Here is a 23,175-nt window from a genome sequence, read left to right as displayed (position 1 = left end):
AGTCGGGCGCTAAAAACGCTGGATAAATTTTCAGTGGTTCGGATCGGCGGCTATCATACCCCGCTAATGAATCCCGCGCAGAACGGAGTACCGCAATGACCGTGTTTAGCCTCGTTTACACCCTGCATGTATTGGCCGCCCTGATCTGGGTCGGCGGCATGTTTTTCGCCTGGATGATCCTGCGCCCCGCCGCTGTGGCGGCACTTGAGGGCCCTGCCCGGCTCAAACTCTGGGCGAATGTGTTTCAACGTTTTTTCGTGTGGGTGTGGGTGGCCGTGGTGGTTTTGCCGATCAGCGGTGTCGGCCTGCTGCAGTTGCGTTTCAGCGGGTTTGAGACCGCGCCGCGTTACGTGCAGGTGATGATGGGTTTGTATCTGGTGATGACGGCGCTGTTTATCCGCATCCAGGCCTTGAAGTTCCCGGAGTTGCGCACGGCGGTGGCCGCTGAGGACTGGCCGGCGGGTGCGGCGGTGCTGGGGCAGATTCGCAAGTTGGTGGGGATTAATTTGATTATCGGCTTGGTGGTGGTGGCGATTGCTTCGGCTCGGCCGATGTTCTGAAGGCGTCTGTCAGGGCCTCATCGCGGGCAAGCCCGGCTCCCACATTGGAATGCATTCCAAATGTGGGAGCGGGCTTGCCCGCGATAGCGTCAGGTCAAACACCTCAAAGGCGCTGAATAGTCACAGCACCCGCAGGCCCCGCTGGCCCAGGCTGCCCTTCCAGGCCAGCGCGGCCTTTCTCGCCGCCATCCGCGCGGTACACCACGCAGCCCTTGGACTGCCCGCCTTTACCCGGTTTGCCCGCCGTACCGGCCAACCCACCGGCGCCGCCATCGACCCAGACCTTGATCTGTTCGGCCGGGAAGCTCTGCGGCAGCTCGACACGCACTTGCGCGCCCGCCGCACCCGGCAGGCCATCGCCGCCGTTATCGCCATTCGCCCCGCGCCCCGCCGAACCCCAGGTGCAACCCGGGTCAACACCGTTGGCGCCGTCCAGGCCCGAGTAGCCTTGTGCTCCGGCGCCACCACGGGCGTCCACCGACAGCTCTTCAGCCGTCAGGTCGTTGATGCGCAAGGTCAGGTCACGCCCAGCCTTGGCCGGCCGTTCATGAGTGCCCGGGGCGCCACGCGAGGTGATCTGGCTGCCGTGTTCCAGTTGCGCCTGACGCACCTGCAATTGCAGCCCGGTATTGCCGGGGGCGATGGCGATACGCGCTTCACGACCCAAGTGCAGTTGCTCCACGGTGACCTGACTGATGGTCGCCGGAATCAACAACGTGCCGTAATCCGCCACATCCAGGCGCTCCAGTTGCAACACGCTTGTGCTGCTGGGCAGGCGCATCAGCGAGTTGCTTTCAACGCTGACGTTCTGCGCCAGAGCAATGGGGCTGACCAACAGGGCCAACAGAAAAACCTTACGCATGATTGGCCTCCTTGTTCATTTCATTAACCGCTGCAGGCGCCGACAGGCCCCGCACATGGAACATCCCCACCAGCAGGATCTGCAAGCGGTCACGCCAGGGATGGGCACGGTGCTTCACGCTGCTGTTGAACAACAGCAACTCCAGAAGATGGGTGAGAAACAACAGACTGCCGGCCAGGCTGACCAACAGGTGAAACGGGTTAACCAGTGGCTGGAACAGATTGACCACCACCACAACCCAGAACAATAACGTCAGAAACTTCCCCAGCCCCCAAAACACCTTCATGCCGCATGCCCCTGCCTATTATTCTTTGGGCGCACAGTACCGACTTCTGCAGGCGATTTGCCAGTGAAGGATGCAAAAAATTGATAAAGGGCAGGTTTGCCTGCGGTTTCGGCGAGGATCGCCAGCAATGCCCCCGTGTCTCCCACGGGGGCACGTACCGTCAGCGGTTGATCTGGATTTCCACGCGGCGGTTCAAGGCACGCCCTTCAGCGGTTTTGTTATCGGCTACCGGGTGGCTTTCGCCCGCGCCGGTCACCGACACAAAGTTGCTGCGAGGCACCCCGGAACTGACCAGGTAGTCAGTGACCGAACGGGCACGTTTTTCCGAGAGTTTCTGGTTGTAGGCGTCTTTGCCGACGCTGTCGGTGTGCCCGCTGACCCGCAACTGCGCGCTCGGGGCTTCTTTTTTCAGACGGGTGGCGATGAGGTCGAGTTTGGTTTTGTCCGCCGCCGTCAACTTGGCCGAGTCAAACTGGAAGTGCACATCGCGAATCACGATGGTTTCTTCCTTGACCACCACCACTTCCTCAACCACCGCAACCGCTGGCGGAGCCGGTGGGCAACCGTTGGCATCCACCTGCACGCCTTTTGGCGTCCCCGGGCACTTGTCGCGGCTGTCCGGCACGCCATCACCGTCCTCATCACCGTCGCCATGCACCCAGCAATAGGCACCGGCCATGCCGCCGATCAGCAATGCGCCATAGCCTGCGTAAGCCGAGCTTTCAGTCGCGCCAATCGCCGCACCGGTGACACCGCCAACCGCGGCGCAAGTGGGCCAATCGGTTTTTTGCAAGCCTGCGCAACCTGTCAATACTCCGGTTAGCAGAACCAAGGGTAGAGCTGTCCGCATGATGCTCATCTGATTTCTCCTGAGGGGATCGGCGGGGGCCGACGAGTGGAGTAAAGACGGCTCTTTTCATCTGCGCCACTTCGCCGCGCCCCCGTATTCATTGAGGATCGTCGCACCTGCCGGACTTTTCGCCGCCGCCCGCTCTAGGCCCGCACGCTCAGCCGCGCTAGTCTCTACGGTCCCGATGTGAGGATCTGTGATGACCGCCGGTATTTCTTCTCGTACACCCCAGCAAGCCTTGGCTGCCTTGCTCGATTTGCACCAGCCAAAACGCCTGCTGCTATTGGGCGCCAGCCAGTTTCCGGCGCTGGAAGCGTTTCAAGCCGAACACCCTGACACCGTTGTCGCCATCGCCGCGCCCGGGCCGCTGCCTGAAGCATTGGCGGCACAGCGTTTTGACCTGGCGCTGGTGGTCGATTGCCTGGAGCACCTGTCAAAACCACAAGGCCTGACGTTGCTCGGCGGCATCCGCAACCTGAATGCCAGCCGCATTGCAGTGCTGGCCGACCTGCACGTCTGTGGCTGGAAGGACACCGACTTTTTCTCCCTGGCCTTGCAAGCCGGCGAGCGTTTTCAGCGCGACGAGCAGGTGCTGACGCTGTTTACCTATGATCTGCTTGACTATAAACAGGTGCCCGACTGGCTCAACGCCCGCTTCTGGGCCAACCCGGAAAATTTCGGAAAGTATTGGTGGTAACCCGATGAGTACATCCATTTGCCCCTGCGGCAGCGGCAACCTGCTGGACGCCTGCTGCGGCCATTACCACGCCGGCCACCCGGCGCCCTGCGCGAGTGCGTTGATGCGCTCGCGCTACAGCGCCTATGTGCTGGGCCTGGTGGATTATCTGGTGGCAACCACGCTGCCTGCGCAACAGGCCGGCCTGGACCGCGCCGCCATCGGCGCCTGGAGCGCCCAGAGCACCTGGCTGGGGCTTGATGTGGAAAGCTCCGAGGTATTTGGCGGCCAGCCGGAACACGCTTTCGTGACCTTTACCGCGCGCTGGCACGACAGCACCGGCGAACACAGCCACCGCGAACAGTCTTCTTTCGTACAGAACGAAGGGCGCTGGTACTTCATCGACCCGACGGTTGAGGTGAAGGCCGGGCGCAATGATGTATGTTTGTGCGGCAGCGGGCAGAAGTTCAAGAAGTGCTGTTCCAGCTACCTCTAATGACAAGAAAGGGATACCGCCATGCTTCGGATGTACTGCTTGATGCTGGCGTTGACCCTTGGCCTGACCGGCTGCGCCTCCTGGTTTGAAGACGACGCCCCCGCGCCGCACATTTCCCTGGTGAAAGTGGAAGTGGTCCGCGCCAAGTTGCTCGAGCAGAAGTTCAAACTGTGGTTTCGCGTGGACAACCGTGACGACGAAGACCTGACCGTTCGCGGCCTGATCTACAAGGTCACCCTGAGCGGTTTTGTATTGACCGAAGGCGAGTCCAACGAATGGCTGACTGTGCCGCCACGCAGCCACGCTTTTTTCCGTGTGTCCGTGCGCACCAACCTGTGGCCGCAGATTCGTGATGTGGTGCAGATGCTGAAAAATCCCGACAAGCCTGTGCCGTATCGCCTGGAAGGCGAGCTGAAAACCGGATTATTCATCGGTAATGACGTGCAGGTGGCGCACAATGGCGAGATAATCCCCGGCGATTTTATTCCGGAGCGACATCGATGACTCAGCAACCCCATGTCCATGGTCCTGACTGCAACCACGATCACGACCACGATCACCATGATCACGACCACGGGCATGTCCACGGCCCGAACTGCGGCCACGCTCACCAGGAGCCGGTGCGCAACGCGTTGAAGGACGTTGGCCGCAACGATCCTTGCCCGTGCGGCAGCGAGAAGAAATTCAAGAAGTGCCACGGGGCTTGATGCCCTGATGCAGTCAGTGTGGGAGCTGGCTTGCCTGCGATAGCATCAACTCGGAGTGCCTGATGGACCGAGGTGTCTGCATCGCAGGCAAGCCAGCTCCCACAGTTGATCGCATTTCAAATTAAATCTTGCGTTGAAACACCAGCTCCACCTCAAGCCCCCCACCCTCGCGATTCTTCAAGCTCAACCGCCCTTCGTGCGCCCGCGCAATAGTGTGCGCAATGCTCAATCCCAACCCATACCCGCCGGTTTCCACATTGCGTGAGCCCTCCACCCGGTAAAACGGCTCTATCACCTGCTCCAGCTGCTCCTGGGGAATGCCCGGCCCACGGTCGCTGATCACAATCGTCAAGCTGTCAGCCTGATCCTCAACCCGCACCACCACCTCACACCCATACCGCACCGCGTTTTCCAGCAGGTTCTGCACACAACGCTTAAGGCTGCGCGCATACCCCGGCAACGGCTGCCGGGCGCGGCCGACGATAGTGACGCGCTCACCCACATCCTCCAGGTCCGCCTGCAAGCTTTGCAGCAAGGCATTGATGTCGATGTTTTGCCGCGTCTCGTTGATTTCGCCGCTGCTGACAAAATCCAGGGTGCTGGAAACCATGTGCTCCATTTCTTCCAGGTCGCTGCGAAAACGCTCCTTGGTGCGGTTGTCTTCGAGCATCTCGGTACGCAGGCGCAAGCGTGTGATCGGTGAGCGCAGGTCGTGGGAAATCGCCGCGAGAAACCGCGTGCGCTCGGCGATGTTGGCAATCAACCGTTGCTGCATCGCGTTAAACGCCTGGGCGGCGCGGCGTACTTCGGTGGGGCCGTCTACCGACAAGGGCGGGCGCTGGATGTCCCGGCCCAGCGCTTCGGCGGCTTTGGCCAAAGCATTCAATGGACGGATCGCCAGGCGCACCGCCACCAAAGCGATCACCACCAGCACCAGTACCCGCAGCAAATAGATGCGCATCACGTAATCAAACAACAGGTCCAGCGGCGACGTGCTGGTCCAGCCCTGTTCCTCGCTGGCATCCACCTGCAACCAGCGCCCGTCAGGCAAACGCAGGTCGATCAGAAACTGCCCCACCACCGGCTTGGAACCGAGCAAAGTCGAGAGCCCGGCGGTTTGCCCCTCGCCGTCCACCAGCGACAGGCGCAATAAAATCAGGGTCTGTGCGTAACCGGTTTTCTCCGACAGCACCTTCTTGATCAAGCGCTCGGTGGGCCGGTCGCTGTCGGTGAGGGTGCTGGGCGTGCTGCTGGCCTGGTCGCTCAAGGTCAACTGGAAATGCGGCGTATTGAGCAGTTTGATCAACTGGTCAGCCTGCTGCGGGTCGCTGTGCATCAGGCGCACCACGTCGGCCAGCCGGGTGGCGATGAGCCGCGCGGGGATTTCCAGCACCTGACCATGGCGCCGGTCGTACCAGATGCTGCTGGTCAGCGCCTGGGCCGCGAGCATGCCGCTGACCAGAATCAGCACCAGCCGCCCGAACAGCGACTTGGGCAGCAGTCTCACGAGCCGGGCACCACGTCATCGGCGGTGAGCATATAGCCCTCGTTGCGCACGGTCTTGATCAGCCCGGCCGGCAGCTGCGAGCGCAGGCGGCTGACGCACACGTCGATGGAACGGTCGAACGGCGTGCTGTCTTTGTCGAACACGTGGTTGAGCAAAAAGTCGCGGCTCAACGGGCGGTTGGGGTGCTGCAACAACAGGCGCAGCACGCGGTAATCCGAATTGCCCAGGCTGACCACCACGCCTTCGGGCGTCAGTAATTGCCGCGCACGGGTGTCGAGTTGCCAGCCGGCAAAACCAATGCTCGGCGCGTCATCCAGCCGCGCGCGGTCGGGGAAGCTCTGCACCCGGCGCAACACCACCTTGATCCGCACCAGCAGCTCACGCGGGTCGAAGGGTTTGGGCAGGTAGTCGTCGGCGCCGATTTCCAGGCCGACGATGCGGTCGATCAACGAGCCCTTGGCCGTGAGCATCACCACCGGCGTATTCGAACTCACGCGCAGTTCGCGGCACAGGCTCAGGCCGTCCTCACCGGGCAACATCAGGTCGAGCACGATCAGATCGATGACATTCAACGCCAGGCGGCGGCGCATTTCCTTGCCGTCAGCCGCGGTGGACACCTGAAAACCGGCGTCACTGAGGTAGTCGCAGAGCAGTTGGCGGATTTGCGGGTCGTCATCGACGATCAGCAAGTGGTCTTGTTTGGCCATGGGCAATCAATCCGAAAACTCAAAACGCAGGATCTAGCCGAAAGTTCAGCCAGCAGTGGGTGCAAATGTAATGGAATGTTGTAGGAAACGATAATCACGCATCCGCGATACAAACCCGGGGTATGACGGGGGAAATCGCTCTTTAGACTACCGAACCTAAATGAGAGTAATTGTAATTTAGACTCGGATCACTGCCCATGTCATCGCCCACGCCCCACCGCCACACACTGCAAACCACCCTCGCTCCGATGTTCGGCCTGCTGGCCGCCGGCAGCGTTGCGCCAAATGCCTGGGCCGATGCGCCTGCGGCCACCTCGAATGATTCGGTGGTAAGCCTGCCCGAAATCAAGGTCGACGGTGAAGCCACTTCCACCTTCAAAGTCGACCGCGTGACCTCCGCGAAAATCAGCCAGCCGCTGCTCGACGCGCCGCAAAGCGTGACCATCGTGCCGCAGCAAGTGCTCAAGGAACAGAACGCGCAGACCCTGCAGGAAGTGTTGCGCAACGTGCCGGGCATCACTTTCATGTCCGGCGAGGGCAATTTGGGCTGGGGTGATCTGTTTTCGATTCGCGGTTTTTCTTCGGAGCAAAGCCTGACCGTCGACGGCGTGCGCGATGCCGGCATGTCGACCCGCACCGACACCTTCAACCTGCAACAGGCCGAAGTGTTCAAGGGCACCGGCTCCATCGAATCCGGTGTGTCTGCCGTGGGCGGCAGCGTCAATCTGGTGAGTAAAGAAGCGCACCTGGGCGACGCCAACAAAGTCGCCGCCGGCATCGGCACCGACAGCTATCGTCGCCTCACGGCCGACCTGAATAAACAGATCAACGACACCACCGCCGTACGCATCAACCTGATGAAGCACTACAACCAGGTGGCCGAGCGCGACGACGTGGACTACGACCGCTGGGGCATCGCCACCTCGTTCGGCTTCGGCCTGGGCACCGACACGCGGTTTTTCGTCGACACTTTCTACCAGAAAGACACCAACACCCCCGACGGTGGCGTGCCGATCCAGCGTGGCACCGATGGTGACCGCATGCCCGGCGTGAAGCGTTCGAACTGGTACGGCGACTCCAGCCTCTACACCCAACAGAACGAAACCACCTCGCTGACCGCGCGTTTCGAACATGATTTCGACTGGAATGAAGCCAACCTGCGCAACCAGACCCGTTGGGAACGCAGCGACAACTTCGCCGTGCTGTCCCCGGCGCGTTTCTTCACTGCAGACGCCAACGGCAAGAAGACCTGCAGCGGCGCCCGCTGTGCGACCTTGGGCTACACGGGTGTAGGCCCAATCAGCCAAGTGCCCGGCAGCACGGTAAATGCCTACACCGACTACGTGAATAACAGCAACACCGGCTACGGCATCCTGCGCGGCAGCGATTTCGGTTTGTCCAAGCGCTACACCATCCTCGATAACCAGACCGACTTCAGTTTCAAATTCAACACCGGCAGCCTGCAACATGCGGTCGTCTCGGGCCTTGAGTTCTATCACGAGACCTACGGCGGCCTGAAACGCAACGCCGAAGTGCCCGCCGGCGACCTGTTCTTCGACATGAACGACCCGAGCCACAGCTTCGCCAGCACCTATGTAACCAAGGGCGAAGGCGACCCGCGCTCGGTGATCGACAATGCCGGTATTTATGCCGGCGACACCGTCACCCTCAACGAGCAATGGCAGGTGCTCGGCTCGCTGCGCTACGACAACTGGCGCGCCCAGACCACCCAGCGTGGCCAGGCCGATATCAGCAGCACCGACGGCGCCGTCAGCGGCCGCGTCGGCGCGGTGTACAAGCCGTTGCCCAATGGCAGCATCTACGTGTCCTACAGCGAGGCGGCGCAACCGTCGGCGCTCGGTGCGTCAACCAACAACCAGATTTACGGCGCCGCCACCACCAGCAACTACAGCCCGGCCAAGTCGAAAACCTATGAAATAGGCACCAAGTGGGACATTGCCCGCGACCTGCTCAACGTCACGGCGGCGATTTTTCGCACTGAACTGGACAACGCCTGGGAATACCAGGACGGCGAATCCGCGCCGGTGCGTGCCTTGCCCGCCAAGCGTGTAGACGGCGTCGAGCTTGGCCTGCAAGGCAATATCACGCCGCGCTGGACCGCCTACGCCGGCTTCTCGGCGCTCAAGAGCACCCAGACCAAAGGCATCAACAAAGGCAGCGAAGCCAAGAACGTGCCCGACCTGACCGCCAACCTGTGGACCACCTACGCCGTCACCGATGCGCTGAGCCTGAGCTACGGCGAGCAATACGTCGGCCGTCGCCGCTACAGCGACAACAAGTATGTCGGTGGGTTGAACAACAACAGCAGCTACGCCAACGGCCCGTCCGGGGTCAACGCCATCTACGTGCGCGACAACGAAAAAGCCCCGGGTTACTGGCTGAGCAACGTGGCCGCGCAATACAAGGTGAACAAGGCCACCACGGTCAACCTCAACCTGAACAACGTGTTCAACACGTTTTATTACAGCCAGATCGGCGCTTCCCTCGACGGCTTCCAGCTCTACGGCATTCCAGGCGCCGGGCGCACCCTCACGGCCAGTGTCGATTATGAATTCTGATTTCCCCTCAACCGGAGTCCTTTCCATGCTCAAACCCCGTCACTTGCTCAAGTTCGGCGTGCTGTTCGCCGCGCTGGTCCTCGGCCACGCCGAAACCGCCGCCGCCCATGAAGTCACCGACGTACTGGGCCGCAAGGTCGAGGTGAAAGACGACGTCAAACGCGTGGTGCTCGGCGAAGGCCGGTTGATTTCGGCGTTTGCCCTGCTCGACAAAGACGCGCCATTCCAGCGCATCGTCGGCTGGCAGAACGATTTGAAGCTGCTGGACCAGCACACCTACAACGCCTACGTGGCGAAATTTCCCACGGTGAAAGACATCCCGTTGATCGGGCAAGCGTCGGAACAAAGCGTCAGCGCCGAGGAAATTCTTTCGCTCAAACCTGACCTCGCGGTGTTCAGTATTTCCGGCCATGGCCCGACCGAACACAGCCCGGTGGCCGATGTGCTGGCCAAAGCCGGCATCCCGGTGCTGTTCGTCGACTTCCGCATCAACCCGGTGCAAGGCACCCACACCAGCATGCAGGCGCTGGGTGAGGCATTGGGCCGTGAAACCCAGGCCAAAGCGTTCCTGAGTTTCTATGACCAGCACATCAAGGCCATCACCGACGCCGTCGCCACGCTGCCAGCCAGCCCGCGACCGAGCGTGTTCCTGGAACTGCTGGCCGGTGCCTGGCAGGCGCCGGGGCACACCACTGGCAAAAGCGGCATGGGCGAAGTGATCAAGCTGGTCGGCGGGCGCAATATCGCCGCCGACGTGGTGCCGGGGGCGCTGGGCGATATCAGTGTCGAGTACGCACTGAAAGCTGATCCGGATGTGTACGTGGCCACCGGCAACCACAAACCGGGGCTGATCCTCGGAGCGGGTGTCAGCACGGATGAAGCACGGGAGGCGTTCGACCGCGTGTTGGCGCGCCCGGAATTCGCCAACCTTCGTGCGATCCGCGAAGGCAATGCCCACGGCCTGTGGCATGACTTCTATAACTCCCCGTACAACCTGCTGGCGATTGAAGTGCTGGCCAAGTGGGTGCACCCGGAGTTGTTCGCCAAGCTGGATCCGCAGGCGACCATGGAGCAGATCAATAGTCAGTTCCTGGGGATGCCGTTGCAGGGTGCTTACTGGATTGACAGTAAAACCAAGTAACCCTATCTCCCTGCAGGAATGCAGTCAGTGTGGGAGCTGGCTTGCCTGCGATGACGGAATTTCAGTCACCCATTCAGTGACTGACACACCGCTATCGCAGGCAAGCCAGCTCCCACATTGACCGTGTTCCCTCAGGGATTTCATTGTTCTCAAGAATGCGAATCCCATGACCACTCAAACCCTCGACCTCGCCAGCGCCACGCAAGGCTACCGCCGTTTGCTCGCGCGGCGTGCCTGGCTGCTGGCGTTGCTCGGCACTGCGCTGGTCTGCGCCATTCTGGTAGACCTCGCCAGCGGCCCTTCCGGCATGGGCCTGCTGGCATTGCTCGACGGCATTCTGCACCCCTCCCACCTGAGCGCCACCGACCAGGTGATCATCTGGAACGTGCGCCTGCCCTACGCCCTGATGGCCGTGCTGGTCGGTTGCGCGCTGTCGCTGGCCGGGGCCGAGATGCAGGCGATTTTGAATAACCCGCTGGCCAGCCCGTTTACCCTCGGCGTGTCGTCGGCGGCGGCGTTGGGTGCATCGCTGGTCATTGTGTTTCCGGTGACTACGCTCTGGGTGTCGGCGAATACGGCCATCTCCATCTCGGCCTTTGTCTTCGCCGCCGCGTCGGTTTTTTTGCTGCAAGCCATGTCCCGCCTGCGCGGCGCCGGGGTAGAAAGCCTGGTGCTGTTCGGCATTGCGCTGGTGTTCAGTTGCAACGCCGTAGTGGCCTTGTTGCAGTTGGTCGCCACCGAAGACGTGCTGCAACAGCTGGTGTTCTGGACCTTGGGCAGCGTGACCCGCGCCAATTGGGACAAACTCGGTATTCTCGCCTTCGTGGTCGCGGTGGTGATGCCCTTTTCCTTCGCCGCCGCCTCGCGTCTGACTTTGCTGCGCATGGGGGAAGACCGTGCGCAAAGCTTCGGCGTGGACGTGAAGCGCCTGCGGTTTTTCTCGTTGTTGCGCATCAGCCTGTTGTCGGCCACCGCCGTGGCGTTTGTAGGCACCATCGGTTTTATCGGCCTGGTCGGTCCGCATATTGCGCGGATTCTGGTGGGCGAAGACCAACGTTTCCTGCTGCCGGCCAGCGCCTTGACCGGCGCCTTGCTGCTGTCGTTGTCGTCGATTGCCAGCAAGCTGATCATGCCCGGCGTGATCGTGCCGGTGGGCATCGTCACCGCGTTGGTGGGCGTGCCGATTTTCGTGGTGCTGGTGTTCAAGCGCGGGAGGCAGTTATGAGTGCGGGATTATCGGTACACACCGCGAACGTCAGTTACGGACGGCGCCAGATTCTGCATGACCTGAGCCTGCCCACCCTGCCCCACGGCAGCCTGACCGCCTTGATCGGCCCTAACGGCGCAGGCAAATCCACCTTGCTGCGCGCCGTGGCCGGGCTGGAAAAGATGACAGGCGTTGTGCGACTGGGTGACCTCGACCTGTCGGCCATGTCCGTCGGCGAGCGTGCGCGACGCGTCACTTACATGCCGCAAAACTTGCCGCCGGGGTTGAGCCTCAGCGTGATGGAAAGTGTGATCGCCGCGTTGCGCGTGGCAGAGGTTGATGGCATCCCGCTGTCCGGCGACGCCTGCCTGCGCGAGGCGTTCGAGGCGTTGCAGCGCATCGGCATCGCGCATTTGGCCGATCAACTGTTAAGCACCTTGTCCGGCGGCCAGCGCCAGTTGGTCAGCCTCGCTCAACTGATCGCGCGCCGCCCACAGGTGATGCTGCTCGACGAACCCACCAGCGCCCTCGACCTCAACTACCAGCTGAAAGTCATGGACTGCGTGCGCACTCTGGTGCGTGAACACAACCTGATCGCCGTGGTAGTGCTGCACGACATCAACCTCGCCGCGCGTTTTGCCGACCGTATCGCCGTGCTGCGCGAAGGCCGGCTGTATGCCAGCGGAGAAGCGGATGCGGTGCTCGAACCCCTGATGTTCGCCGAGGTGTACCGCGTGCGGGCGCGCATCGAGCGCTGCTCGCAGCAGTCGTTGCAAGTGCTGGTGGACGGTCCTGTGTAAGTTGCTTCTAAGGGTATGCGCAAATGTTTCATTGAATTTTCGTCAGTGGAACATTACCTATACCTACAGGCATTCGCTCAAGCATCACCACTTTTGGAGAGCTTCATGATCGACCTGTATTACTGGACTACCCCCAACGGTCACAAAGTTTCGCTGTTCCTGGAAGAAGCCGGCCTGCCCTACGAGGTGCACCCGATCAACATCGGCCAGGGCGACCAGTTCAAACCGGACTTCCTGAAGATCGCTCCCAACAACCGTATTCCGGCCATCGTCGATCACAACCCGAGCGACGGCGGCGCGCCGATTTCACTGTTCGAATCCGGCGCCATCTTGCTGTACCTCGCGAAAAAAATCGGCCAGTTCATCCCCAAAGACCTGCGCGGTCGCCAGGAAACCCTGCAATGGCTGTTCTGGCAAATGGGCGGGCTGGGGCCGATGGCGGGGCAGAATCACCATTTCAGCCAGTTCGCACCCGAGAAAATCCCCTACGCGATCAAGCGCTATGTGGATGAAACCGCGCGCTTGTATGGCGTACTGGACCGCCGCCTGGCAGATCGACCGTTCGTCGCGGGCGAGGATTACAGCATTGCCGACATGGCCATCTACCCGTGGATTGCTTCCCACGAGCGCCAGAGCCAGCGCCTGGAAGATTTCCCACACGTGCAGCGCTGGTTCAACAGCATCAAGGAACGGCCGGCGACTGTTCGGGCCTATGAGTTGGTGCAGAAAGTAAACCCGCCGAAAGCCTGATCCACGTGTGAACAGGCTTGTGTGGGATCTGCCTTTTGTGGGAGCTGGCTTGCCTGCGATAGCATCACCTCAGTACAACTGACATACCGAGGTGCCTGCATCGCAGGCAAGCCAGCTCCCACACAAGCCAGCTCCCACATTGATCGCCGCCCGGCTCAAAATTACCCAAACTCCTGCTTGCGTCGTTTCGCCGCGCTCACTAACGTAGCGCCTTTAATGACGCTACCCCCCGCAGGAGCTTTGCCATGGCCTCGCCAGCCCTCTCACATTTTCTTCCCCGGTTCGGCGTTGCCGCGGCAGTGGCCAGTGCGTTAAGCCTGGCCGGTTGCCAGCTCCAGAGCACCCAGGACACCCTGCCGCCGGTTGCCGGCGTGCAGCCGATCAAAGGCCTTGCACAGAATGTGTCGGTGCGCCGCAATGCCCAAGGCATGCCGCTGATCGAGAGCAACACCTTCCACGACGCGCTGTTCAGCCTCGGTTATGTGCACGCCAGCGACCGCATTACGCAGATGGTCACCCTGCGCCTGCTGGCTCAGGGCCGTCTGGCGGAAATGTCCGGCCCTGAAGTGCTCGACGTCGACCGTTTCATGCGCGCGGTCAACCTGAAAAAAAGCGCCGGCGAGCTGTATAACGCCTCCAGCCCACACCTCAAGCGCTTCTTCGAAGTCTATGCGCGGGGCGTCAACGCCTACCTGTTCCGCTACCGCGACAAGCTGCCGCCGGACCTGACCCAGACCGGCTACAAGCCCGAGTACTGGAAGCCGGAAGATTCGGCGCTGCTGTTCTGCCTGCTGAATTTCAGCGAGTCGAGCAACTTGCAGGAAGAACTGTCGTCGCTGGTGCTGGCGCAGAAAGTTGGCGTCGACAAACTCGCCTGGCTGACTCCAAGCGCGCCAGATGAGCCGATTCCGCTGGAAGAAACCGAAAAACTCAAGGGCGTGAACCTGGACCAGATCACCGGGCTCGCCGGGCTGGAAGCCGTCGGCCAGCAACTGAACAGCCTCAACGCGCTGGCCGTCACCACCTCGAGCAACTGGGCGATCGGCCCGCAACGCGCCCGCAGCGGCAAAAGCCTGTTGGCCAGCGACCTTGCAGCCGCGCCACAAGCGCCGTCGCCGTGGAACTACGTGCAGATTCGCGCCCCGAAATACCAGGCCGTCGGCGCCTCGATTGCCGGTTTGCCGACGCTGTTGTCCGGCTTCAACGGCAAAGTGGCGTGGAGCATGAGTTCGGTCAAGGGCGACACCCAGGACCTGTTCCTGGAAAAGGTCAAACGCCAGGGCAGCGCGCTGTACTACGAGAACAATGGAAAATGGCTACCGGCCGGTGTGCGTAACGAAACCTTCTTCGCCAAGGGCCAGCGGCCGCTTCGCGAAGTGGTGTACGAAACCCGCCACGGCGCCCTGCTCAACAGCAGCCAGGCCCTGACCACCGGGTTCGGCCTGGCCTTGCAAACGGCCGACTTCAAGGACGACAAGAGCCTGGATGCGTTCTTCGACCTGTCGCGCGCGCAAAACGCTGGCAAGGCCTCGGACGCCACCCGTGAAATCCGCGCCATCGCGTTGAACATGATCTTTGCCGACGCCACCAACATTGGCTGGCAAGTCACCGGCCGCTTCCCCAACCGCCGTGAAGGTGAAGGCCTGCTGCCCTCGCCGGGCGGGGATGCGCGCTTTGACTGGGACGGTTACGCCGACGCGATGCTGCACCCCTACGACCAGGACCCGGCCCAGGGCTGGATCGGCACTGCCAACCAGCGCACCGCACCGCGCGGTTATGGCATGCAGCTGTCCAACTCGTGGGACGCGCCGGAGCGCAGCGAGCGCCTCGCGCAACTGGCTAATGCGGGCAAGCACGACAGCCGCAGCATGATCGCCATGCAGTACGACCAGACCACCACGTTCGCCGCCAAGCTCAAAACCATGTTCCAGGCACCGGGCATGGCCCAGCCGCTGAAACAGGCGATTGATGCGTTGCCGGCGGCCGATGCGGGCAAGGCACGCGAGACGCTGAATCGCCTGATGGCGTTTGATGGTCGCCTCGCACCGACCTCTGCCGACGCAGCGATCTACGAACTGTTCCTGCAGGAAAGCGCCAAACAGATCTTCCTCGACAAGCTCGGCCCGGAAAACAGTGCCAGTTGGAAAGCCTTTGTCAGCAATGGCGGCCTGTCCTACTCCGCCACCGCCGACCACTTGCTGGGCCGCGAAGACAGCCCGTTCTGGGATGACTCGCGCACGCCGCAAAAAGAAGACAAACCGGCCATTCTCGCCCGCAGCCTCGCCGCCGCAATCACCGCCGGCGACAGCCAGTTGGGCGGCGATCACAAAGCCTGGCAGTGGGGCAAGCTGCACACCACCACCTGGAAAAACAGCAATGGCCAAGTGATTCGCGGCCCGTTTGCCAGCGGTGGCGACCACAACACCCTGAACCCGGCGCCGTACAGCTGGGGGCAAAGCTTCGACACAACCCAAGTGCCGGCGCTGCGCATGATCGTCGATTTCGGCCAGACCGAACCGATGATGGGCCAGGGTGGCATCGGCCAGTCCGGCAACCCGGCCAGCCCGAATTACGCGAATGGCATCGACCCCTCGCTCAAGGCGCAATACCTGAGCTTCCCGATGCAGCCGCAGAACTTCGACAAGGCGTATGGGAAAACGAGGTTGACCCTCACCCCCGGCAAGTAACCCGGTTTCTCCCTGAAGAAACCGGATAAAAATGTGGGAGCTGGCTTGCCTGCGATGAGGCCGTGTCAGTCACTGATCAAGTGGCTGATGCACCGCCATCGCAGGCAAGCCAGCTCCCACATTTGATCGCATGCATTTAGATAGAACTTCTCAAGTCTCACTCCCCTCATACCTGATAAGCCCACTGCCCCGGCACGCCCATGGACCTTGTCATCGCCCGGCCCGAAGGCCTCTACTGCCCCGCTGGTGATTTCTATATCGACCCCTGGCGCCCGGTGGAGCGCTCCGTCATCACCCACGCCCACGGCGACCACGCCCGCACCGGCAACCAACATTACCTCGCCGCTGCCCCCGGCGAAGGCATCCTGCGTTCGCGCCTGGGCCAGGACATCAACCTGCAAACCCTGGCCTACGGTGAACCCCTGGTGCACCACGGCGTGACCTTGAGTTTTCACCCCGCCGGGCACGTGCTCGGTTCGGCTCAGGTGCGCCTGGAATACAAGGGCGAAGTCTGGGTCGCGTCCGGCGATTACAAGGTCGAACCCGATGGCACCTGCGCGCCCTTCGAGCCGGTGCGTTGCCACACCTTTATCACCGAATCCACCTTTGGCCTGCCGATTTACCGCTGGCAGCCCCAGGCGCAGATTTTTGCCGGGATCAATGACTGGTGGCAGGGAAATATCGCCGCGGGCAAAGCCAGCGTGTTGTTCTGTTACTCCTTTGGCAAGGCCCAGCGCATCCTGCATGGCATCGACGCCAACATCGGCCCGATCCTCAGCCACGGCGCCGTCGAACCCTTAAACCGCGTGTACCGCGAAGCCGGCATCTACATTCCCGAAACCCTTTACGCCGGGGACTTCAAAAAGACCGACCCCTTGCTGCGCCAAGCCCTGATCATCGCCCCACCTTCGGCGGGTGGCAGCAGCTGGATAAAACGCTTTGGCGACTACAGCGACGCATTCGCCAGCGGCTGGATGCGCCTGCGCGGCACCCGCCGACGCCGCGGGGTGGACCGCGGTTTCGTGCTGTCGGACCACGCGGATTGGCCCGGCCTGTTGTGGGCCATTGAGCAAACCGGCGCCGAACGGGTGATGGTCACCCACGGTTCTGTAGGCGTTCTGGTACGCCATCTGCGGGAAAAAGGCCTGGACGCCCAAGGCTTCACCACCGAATACGGCGATGACGAAGAAGAGGCGACGGCATGAAGGCGTTCGCCGAGCTATACGCCAACCTCGACGCCACGACGTCCAGCAATGCGAAGCTCGCGGCGCTGCAAGCCTACTTTCTGCAAGCGCCCCCAGAAGATGCCGCATGGGCGGTGTACTTTTTATCCGGCGGGCGGCCCCGGCAACTGGTGCCGACTCGCTTGCTCAGGGACATGGCCACAGAAGCTTCGGGCATCGAACCGTGGCTGTTCGAAGAGAGCTATCAATCAGTCGGCGATTTGGCCGAGACCATTTCCCTGCTCTTACCGGAATCCACCTACACCTCAGAAGATGGCTTGGCCGTGTGGCTGGAGGAAAAACTCCTGCCCTTGCGTGGCTTGCCGCCTCTGGAACTGGCCGACCGCCTGCCCGCGTTGTGGGCGCAACTGGATCAACCCAGCCTGATGGTGTGTATCAAGCTGATCACCGGCAGCTTTCGCGTGGGCGTGTCGAAATTGCTGGTCACCCGCGCCCTCGCCGCCATGGCGGACCTGGACAGCAAACGTGTGGCGCAGCGACTGGTGGGCTACACCGACTTGTCCAACCGTCCTACGCCTGAGGGCTATCTCAAGCTGATTGCACCCGAATCGTCCGACGAACATGCACAACGCGGCGGGCAGCCGTATCCGTTTTTTCTGGCTCATGGACTGTCACAACCCGTGGAGCAGTTCGATGCACTGATCGGATCCCCCACCGACTGGCAGGTGGAATGGAAGTGGGATGGCATTCGCGCGCAACTGGTCAAGCGCGAGGGGCGGCTGTGGATCTGGTCACGCGGTGAGGAGCTGGTCACCGAGCGCTTTCCGGAATTGCATAGTCTGGTCACGGGCTTGCCGGACGGTACAGTCATCGACGGCGAAATCGTCGTCTGGAAAGACTCGGTACAACCCTTCGCTCTGCTGCAACAGCGCATCGGCCGTAAAACCCTGAGCAAAAAAGTCCTCGACGATGCGCCGGTCGCCGTCCTCGCCTATGACCTGCTGGAGTACCAGGGCGACGATTGGCGCAACCACACCCAGGCCGAGCGTCGCGCCAGACTTGAGCAAGTGATTGCGCAGTGCAACCGGCCGGTGTTACTGCCATCGCCCCTGGTGTCCGGTAACAGTTGGGCAGACCTGGCCCAACAACGCGAAGCCTCTCGCAGCCTTGGCGTGGAAGGCATGATGCTCAAGGCCCGCGACGGGCTTTACGGCGTGGGTCGCACCAAGGACATGGGCGTGTGGTGGAAGTGGAAAGTCGACCCGTTCAGCGTCGATGCGGTATTGATCTACGCCCAGCGCGGCCACGGTCGGCGCGCCAGCCTGTATAGCGACTACACCTTTGCAGTGTGGGACGGCCCGCCCGGTAGCGAGCGAACGCTGGTGCCGTTCGCCAAGGCGTATTCAGGGCTGACCGACGAAGAGATGCGCAAGGTCGACGCGATTGTGCGCAAAACCACGGTGGAGAAATTCGGCCCGGTCAGCAGCGTGACGCCGAGCATGGTGTTTGAGCTGGGGTTTGAGGGGATTGCCTTGTCCAAGCGCCACAAGAGCGGGATTGCGGTGCGGTTTCCGCGGATGTTGCGGTGGCGGCAGGATAAGCATGTTGAAGAAGCTGACAATCTGGCCACCCTGCAAGACTTGCTAACCTGACCTATCCCTCCCAAACACTGCAAATCAATGTGGGAGCTGGCTTGCCTGCGATGGCGGTGGATCAGACCGAGAGATTTGGCTGCCACACCGCCATCGCAGGCAAGCCAGCTCCCACATTTTTAATCCGGACCTGGATCCAAAATGGTGCACTGAAAAATCAATGCCCATTTTCGGGCATCTCCTACACTCAGAACGCCCTTGTCCCACCTTTTAAAACGCTCATTCGGAACTATGGTGCAGAAATTGCTACTTGTGATCCGTCTGACACCGTTCAGTAACAGTCCTAAACGCGCCACAAGCGCTTATCTTGGTTTCCAGGGATTACATAATGAAAAAAGCATTGCTGACCCTTTCTGCACTGGCTCTGTGCATGGCTGCTGGTGTCGCTACAGCCAAGGAATACAAGGAATTGCGTTTTGGTGTCGATCCTTCCTACGCGCCGTTCGAATCCAAGGCCGCTGATGGCAGCCTCGTAGGCTTCGATATCGACCTGGGCAATGCGATCTGCGCCGAGCTGAAAGTGAAGTGCAAATGGGTTGAAAGTGACTTCGACGGCATGATTCCAGGCCTCAACGCCAACAAGTTTGACGGCGTGATTTCCTCGATGACCGTGACCGAAGCCCGTGAAAAGGCGATCGACTTCTCCAACGAGCTTTTCTCCGGCCCGACTTCTCTGGTGTTCAAAAAAGGCGCGAACTACTCCACGCCTGAGTCCCTGAAGGGCAAATCGGTAGGCTACGAGCAAGGCACCATTCAGGAAGCCTACGCCAAGGCCGTGCTGGATAAAGCCGGTGTGACCACCAAGGCCTACGCCAACCAGGACCAGGTTTATGCTGACCTGACTTCCGGCCGTCTGGACGCTTCGGTGCAAGACATGCTGCAAGCCGAACTGGGCTTTTTGAAGTCGCCGGCCGGTGCTGACTACGAAGTCGGCAAAGCCATTGATGACCCACTGCTGCCAGCCAAAACTGCGGTCGGTATCAAACAAGGTAACAAAGACCTCAAAGCCTTGCTCGATAAAGGTATCAAAGCGTTACACGATGATGGCACCTACGCCACCATCCAGAAGAAACACTTCGGCGATCTGAACCTTTACAGCGGTAAATAAAACCTTGGCGCCCACCGGTTTGCGGTGGGCGCTTTTTTATCGCTATCAGGTCCTGAATTCATGTTTGAAGATCTTTTGCAAACCCTGGGGCTGGGTGCCTTCAGTCTGAAGGGGTTCGGTCCGCTATTGCTGCAAGGTACGTGGATGACCGTGAAGCTGGCGGTTGCCTCTCTGGCCGTCAGCGTCCTGCTCGGCCTGCTCGGTGCCAGTGCCAAACTCTCCAGCGTGGCCCTGATCCGCATCCCGGCGCAGATTTACACCACGCTTATTCGCGGCGTACCTGACTTGGTGCTGATGCTGCTGATTTTCTACAGCCTGCAAATCTGGCTGACTGGCCTTACCGACTATATGGAATGGGACTACATCGAGATCGACCCATTCAGCGCCGGGGTCATCACCCTGGGCTTCATCTACGGTGCCTACTTCACCGAGACTTTCCGCGGCGCGATCCTCGCCGTGCCCCGTGGCCAACTGGAAGCCGCGACCGCCTATGGCCTCAAACGCGGGCAGCGGTTTCGCTACGTGACCTTTCCGCAGATGATGCGTTTTGCGCTGCCGGGCATTAACAACAACTGGTGCGTGATGCTCAAGGCCACTGCGCTGGTGTCGATCATCGGCCTGGCCGACCTGGTCAAAGCGGCCCAGGATGCCGGCAAGAGCACCTATCAACTGTTTTTCTTCCTGGTGCTCGCCGCGTTGATCTACCTGGTGATAACCAGCGCGTCCAACGTCGTCCTGCGCTGGCTTGAACGCCGCTACTCCGCTGGGTCCCGGGAGGCCGTGCGATGATCGAACTTCTGCAGCAATACTGGCGGCCCTTCCTTTATAGCGACGGCCAACACATCACCGGGCTGGCCATGACGATGTGGCTGCTCACAGCCTCGCTGGTGTTCGGCTTTCTGGTGTCGATTCCGCTGTCCATCGCCCGCGTTTCGCGCAAATTCTGGGTGCGCTGGCCGGTGCAGTTTTACACCTACCTGTTTCGTGGCACGCCGCTCTATATCCAGTTGCTGATCTGCTACACCGGCATCTACAGCATCGCGGCAGTGCGCGCGCAGCCGGTGCTGGATGCGTTCTTTCGCGACGCGATGAACTGCACGATTCTGGCGTTTGCCCTCAACACCTGCGCGTACACCACCGAGATTTTCGCCGGCGCGATTCGCAGCATGGCTCACGGTGAAGTCGAAGCAGCCAAGGCCTATGGCCTGACTGGCTGGAAGCTGTATGCCTACGTAATCATGCCCTCGGCCCTACGCCGCTCGTTGCCCTACTACAGCAATGAAGTGATCCTGATGCTGCACTCGACCACCGTAGCCTTTACCGCAACGGTGCCGGACATTCTCAAAGTCGCCCGGGATGCCAACTCGGCCACCTACATGACCTTTCAATCATTCGGTATCGCCGCGCTGATCTACCTGACCGTGACCTTTGCTCTGGTCGGTTTGTTTCGCTTGGCGGAGCGCCGCTGGCTGGCCTTTCTCGGGCCGAGCCATTAAGGAGTTTGTATGCGTCATCAGGTACATGAACTGATCGCGCCTGTGCCAGGAACGGCGCGGCAGGTTCACAGTTTCCACTTCGGCCCGGAGCTGGCTGAAGGCAAAATCTACATCCAGTCGTCGCTGCATGCCGATGAATTGCCGGGCATGCTGGTGGCCTGGCATTTGAAGGTGCGCCTGGCGGAGCTGGAAGCAGCCGGCCGCCTGCGCAGCGAGGTAGTGCTGGTGCCCATCGCCAACCCGGTGGGGCTGGAACAGGTGCTGATGGACATTCCTTTGGGCCGCTACGAGCTGGAAAGTGGGCAAAACTTCAACCGCCTGTTTGTCGACCTCAGTGATGAAGTGGGCAATCAGGTCGAGGATTTGCTCGGGGATGACCCGCAGCACAACGTCGAGCTGATCCGCACCGCACTGGTCAGCGCCCTCGCCGCGCACACCGCCGACACCCAACTGCAATCCCAGCGCCTGGTGCTGCAACGCCTGGCCTGTGATGCCGACATGGTGCTCGACCTGCATTGCGATTTCGAAGCCGTGGCACACCTGTACACCACGCCCGAGGCCTGGCCGCAGGTGGAACCGCTCGCGCGCTATATCGGTTCGGAGGCCAATCTGCTCGCCACCGACTCCGGCGGGCAGTCCTTTGATGAGTGTTTCACGCTGGTGTGGTGGCAATTGCAGCAACGTTTCGCCGAGCGTTTCCCGATCCCCATGGGCAGCTTTTCGGTAACCGTCGAACTGCGCGGCCAGGGCGACGTCAACCACGGTCTGGCGGCGCTCGACTGCCAGGCGATCATCGATTATCTGATCCATTTCGGCGCGATAGAAGGCGACGTAGCGCCACTGCCCGAACTGCCCTACCCGGCCACGCCCCTGGCGGGCGTCGAGCCTGTGACCACGCCGGTCGGCGGGCTGCTGGTGTTCAGCGCCCTGCCGGGTGAATACCTGCAAGCCGGGCAACTGATCGCCGAAATCATTGACCCCATTACTGACCGCGTCACGCCCGTGCATTGCCAGAATGCCGGCCTGCTGTACGCCCGTTCGCTGCGCCGCATGGCCACTGCCGGGATGGTCATCAGCCATGTCGCAGGCTTAGAGGCCTACCGCAGCGGCTACCTACTTTCGCCTTGAGGATGCACGCCCCATGTACAAATTGACCGTTGAAGGCCTGCATAAAAGCTATGGCGACAATGAAGTGCTCAAAGGTGTTTCGCTCAAGGCCAAGACCGGTGACGTGATCAGCCTGATCGGCGCCAGCGGCTCGGGCAAAAGTACCTTTTTGCGCTGCATCAACTTTCTGGAAACCCCCAACGACGGCGCGATGACCCTCGACGGCCAGCCGATCCGCATGGTCAGCGACCGCCACGGCATGCGCGTAGCCGACGACGCCGAGCTGCAACGCCTGCGCACACGGCTGGCGATGGTGTTCCAGCATTTCAACCTGTGGAGCCACATGAGCGTGCTGGAAAACATCACCATGGCCCCGCGCCGGGTGTTGGGTTGCAGCAAAAAAGACGCCGAAGACCGCGCGCGCCGCTACCTCGACAAGGTAGGTTTACCGGCGCGCGTAGCTGATCAATACCCGGCGTTTCTGTCCGGCGGCCAGCAGCAACGGGTGGCCATCGCCCGTGCTTTGGCCATGGAGCCGGAGGTGATGCTGTTCGATGAACCCACCTCGGCACTCGACCCGGAACTGGTCGGCGAAGTGCTGAAGGTGATTCAGGGGCTGGCCGAGGAAGGCCGCACCATGATCATGGTGACCCACGAGATGAGCTTTGCGCGCAAGGTGTCGAGCCAGGTGTTGTTCCTGCATAAAGGCCTGGTGGAGGAACAAGGCGCGCCTGAGGATGTGCTGGGAAATCCGAAGAGTGAGCGTTTGCAGCAGTTCCTCAGTGGCAATTTGAAGTAAACCTTTGCGGCGCC

General features: G+C 61.2%; 23 protein-coding genes. 18 read left to right on the top strand and 5 right to left on the bottom strand.

Features of this window, described 5'->3' with window-relative positions:
* Nucleotides 1-95 precede the first annotated feature (95 nt).
* Nucleotides 96-560, top strand: coding sequence for a CopD family protein (locus BFW87_RS18285; protein WP_078741142.1), 465 nt, complete (start codon nt 96-98; stop codon nt 558-560).
* A 103-nt stretch (nt 561-663) separates the two neighbouring features.
* Here BFW87_RS18285 and BFW87_RS18280 read toward each other — a convergent pair whose 3' ends face one another.
* The 3 genes from BFW87_RS18280 to BFW87_RS18270 form a co-directional block, all read right to left on the bottom strand.
* Nucleotides 664-1,422 (bottom strand): collagen-like triple helix repeat-containing protein, encoded by a 759-nt coding sequence (locus BFW87_RS18280; RefSeq protein ID WP_078741141.1) that lies wholly within the window; start codon nt 1,420-1,422, stop codon nt 664-666.
* The gene (locus tag BFW87_RS18275; protein WP_078741140.1) at nt 1,415-1,708 is read right to left on the bottom strand and encodes a DUF1145 domain-containing protein; all 294 of its coding nucleotides are present in this window, start codon (nt 1,706-1,708) and stop codon (nt 1,415-1,417) included. The genes BFW87_RS18280 and BFW87_RS18275 overlap by 8 nt, the downstream gene beginning before the upstream one ends.
* 160 nt (nt 1,709-1,868) lie before the next feature.
* Nucleotides 1,869-2,567: an OmpA family protein gene (locus tag BFW87_RS18270; protein WP_078741139.1), complete on the bottom strand. Its 699-nt coding sequence runs from the start codon at nt 2,565-2,567 to the stop codon at nt 1,869-1,871.
* Between the two features lie 190 nt (nt 2,568-2,757).
* On the opposite strand from BFW87_RS18270, the gene BFW87_RS18265 reads away from it, so the two are divergent.
* From BFW87_RS18265 to BFW87_RS18250, 4 genes are read left to right on the top strand one after another with little or no spacing between them, the layout of a single operon-like run.
* Nucleotides 2,758-3,255 carry a DUF6231 family protein gene (locus tag BFW87_RS18265; RefSeq protein ID WP_078741138.1) on the top strand — a complete coding sequence of 166 codons (498 nt, stop codon included), beginning with the start codon at nt 2,758-2,760 and terminating at the stop codon, nt 3,253-3,255.
* A gap of 4 nt (nt 3,256-3,259) precedes the next feature.
* On the top strand, nt 3,260-3,730 hold the full coding sequence (locus tag BFW87_RS18260) for a YchJ family protein (protein WP_078741137.1): 471 nt from the start codon (nt 3,260-3,262) through the stop codon (nt 3,728-3,730).
* Between the two features lie 21 nt (nt 3,731-3,751).
* Nucleotides 3,752-4,234, top strand: coding sequence for an LEA type 2 family protein (locus BFW87_RS18255; protein ID WP_078741136.1), 483 nt, complete (start codon nt 3,752-3,754; stop codon nt 4,232-4,234).
* A complete protein-coding gene (locus tag BFW87_RS18250; protein ID WP_034137262.1) occupies nt 4,231-4,437 on the top strand; it encodes an SEC-C metal-binding domain-containing protein in 207 nt (68 codons plus the stop codon). The genes BFW87_RS18255 and BFW87_RS18250 overlap by 4 nt, the downstream gene beginning before the upstream one ends.
* Nucleotides 4,438-4,558: 121 nt before the next feature.
* Here the strand turns inward: BFW87_RS18250 and BFW87_RS18245 are convergent, their stop codons facing one another.
* Nucleotides 4,559-5,944, bottom strand: coding sequence for an ATP-binding protein (locus BFW87_RS18245; protein ID WP_078741135.1), 1,386 nt, complete (start codon nt 5,942-5,944; stop codon nt 4,559-4,561).
* The gene (locus BFW87_RS18240) at nt 5,941-6,651 is read right to left on the bottom strand and encodes a response regulator (protein ID WP_078741134.1); all 711 of its coding nucleotides are present in this window, start codon (nt 6,649-6,651) and stop codon (nt 5,941-5,943) included. Before BFW87_RS18240 ends, BFW87_RS18245 begins: the two co-directional genes overlap by 4 nt.
* Nucleotides 6,652-6,848: 197 nt before the next feature.
* Between BFW87_RS18240 and BFW87_RS18235 the strand changes: the two genes are divergently transcribed.
* From BFW87_RS18235 to BFW87_RS18170, 13 genes are all read left to right on the top strand, one after another.
* Entirely contained in the window at nt 6,849-9,230 is a 2,382-nt protein-coding gene (locus BFW87_RS18235) for a TonB-dependent receptor (RefSeq protein WP_078741133.1), read from the top strand.
* Between the two features lie 25 nt (nt 9,231-9,255).
* Nucleotides 9,256-10,371: an ABC transporter substrate-binding protein gene (locus BFW87_RS18230; RefSeq protein ID WP_078741132.1), complete on the top strand. Its 1,116-nt coding sequence runs from the start codon at nt 9,256-9,258 to the stop codon at nt 10,369-10,371.
* A gap of 166 nt (nt 10,372-10,537) precedes the next feature.
* A complete protein-coding gene (locus BFW87_RS18225; RefSeq protein ID WP_078741131.1) occupies nt 10,538-11,596 on the top strand; it encodes a FecCD family ABC transporter permease in 1,059 nt (352 codons plus the stop codon).
* The gene (locus tag BFW87_RS18220) at nt 11,593-12,378 is read left to right on the top strand and encodes an ABC transporter ATP-binding protein (protein ID WP_078741130.1); all 786 of its coding nucleotides are present in this window, start codon (nt 11,593-11,595) and stop codon (nt 12,376-12,378) included. Before BFW87_RS18225 ends, BFW87_RS18220 begins: the two co-directional genes overlap by 4 nt.
* 105 nt (nt 12,379-12,483) lie before the next feature.
* On the top strand, nt 12,484-13,128 hold the full coding sequence (locus BFW87_RS18215) for a glutathione binding-like protein (RefSeq protein ID WP_078741129.1): 645 nt from the start codon (nt 12,484-12,486) through the stop codon (nt 13,126-13,128).
* 245 nt (nt 13,129-13,373) lie between these two features.
* Nucleotides 13,374-15,815, top strand: coding sequence for a penicillin acylase family protein (locus BFW87_RS18205; protein WP_078741127.1), 2,442 nt, complete (start codon nt 13,374-13,376; stop codon nt 15,813-15,815).
* A 200-nt stretch (nt 15,816-16,015) separates the two neighbouring features.
* Nucleotides 16,016-17,020 carry a ligase-associated DNA damage response exonuclease gene (locus BFW87_RS18200; protein ID WP_078741126.1) on the top strand — a complete coding sequence of 335 codons (1,005 nt, stop codon included), beginning with the start codon at nt 16,016-16,018 and terminating at the stop codon, nt 17,018-17,020.
* Complete coding sequence (locus BFW87_RS18195) at nt 17,017-18,651, top strand: ATP-dependent DNA ligase (RefSeq protein ID WP_078741125.1); 1,635 nt, start codon at nt 17,017-17,019, stop codon at nt 18,649-18,651. Before BFW87_RS18200 ends, BFW87_RS18195 begins: the two co-directional genes overlap by 4 nt.
* A 328-nt stretch (nt 18,652-18,979) precedes the next feature.
* Nucleotides 18,980-19,759, top strand: a complete 780-nt coding sequence (locus BFW87_RS18190; RefSeq protein ID WP_078741124.1) for a transporter substrate-binding domain-containing protein — start codon at nt 18,980-18,982, stop codon at nt 19,757-19,759.
* A gap of 60 nt (nt 19,760-19,819) precedes the next feature.
* Entirely contained in the window at nt 19,820-20,548 is a 729-nt protein-coding gene (locus BFW87_RS18185; protein WP_078741123.1) for an ABC transporter permease, read from the top strand.
* Nucleotides 20,545-21,255 carry an ABC transporter permease gene (locus BFW87_RS18180; protein ID WP_078741122.1) on the top strand — a complete coding sequence of 237 codons (711 nt, stop codon included), beginning with the start codon at nt 20,545-20,547 and terminating at the stop codon, nt 21,253-21,255. Before BFW87_RS18185 ends, BFW87_RS18180 begins: the two co-directional genes overlap by 4 nt.
* Nucleotides 21,256-21,264: 9 nt before the next feature.
* Complete coding sequence (locus BFW87_RS18175) at nt 21,265-22,383, top strand: succinylglutamate desuccinylase/aspartoacylase family protein (protein WP_078741121.1); 1,119 nt, start codon at nt 21,265-21,267, stop codon at nt 22,381-22,383.
* Between the two features lie 13 nt (nt 22,384-22,396).
* Nucleotides 22,397-23,161 (top strand): ABC transporter ATP-binding protein, encoded by a 765-nt coding sequence (locus BFW87_RS18170; RefSeq protein WP_012722621.1) that lies wholly within the window; start codon nt 22,397-22,399, stop codon nt 23,159-23,161.
* The last annotated feature ends 14 nt before the right edge of the window (nt 23,162-23,175 follow it).

The sequence above is a fragment of the Pseudomonas fluorescens genome (assembly GCF_002022275.1).
Classification (GTDB): Bacteria; Pseudomonadota; Gammaproteobacteria; order Pseudomonadales; family Pseudomonadaceae; genus Aquipseudomonas; species Aquipseudomonas fluorescens_AJ.
The sequence above is the reverse complement of the archived record's forward strand: the minus strand, read 5'-3'. Positions and strand labels throughout refer to the sequence as shown.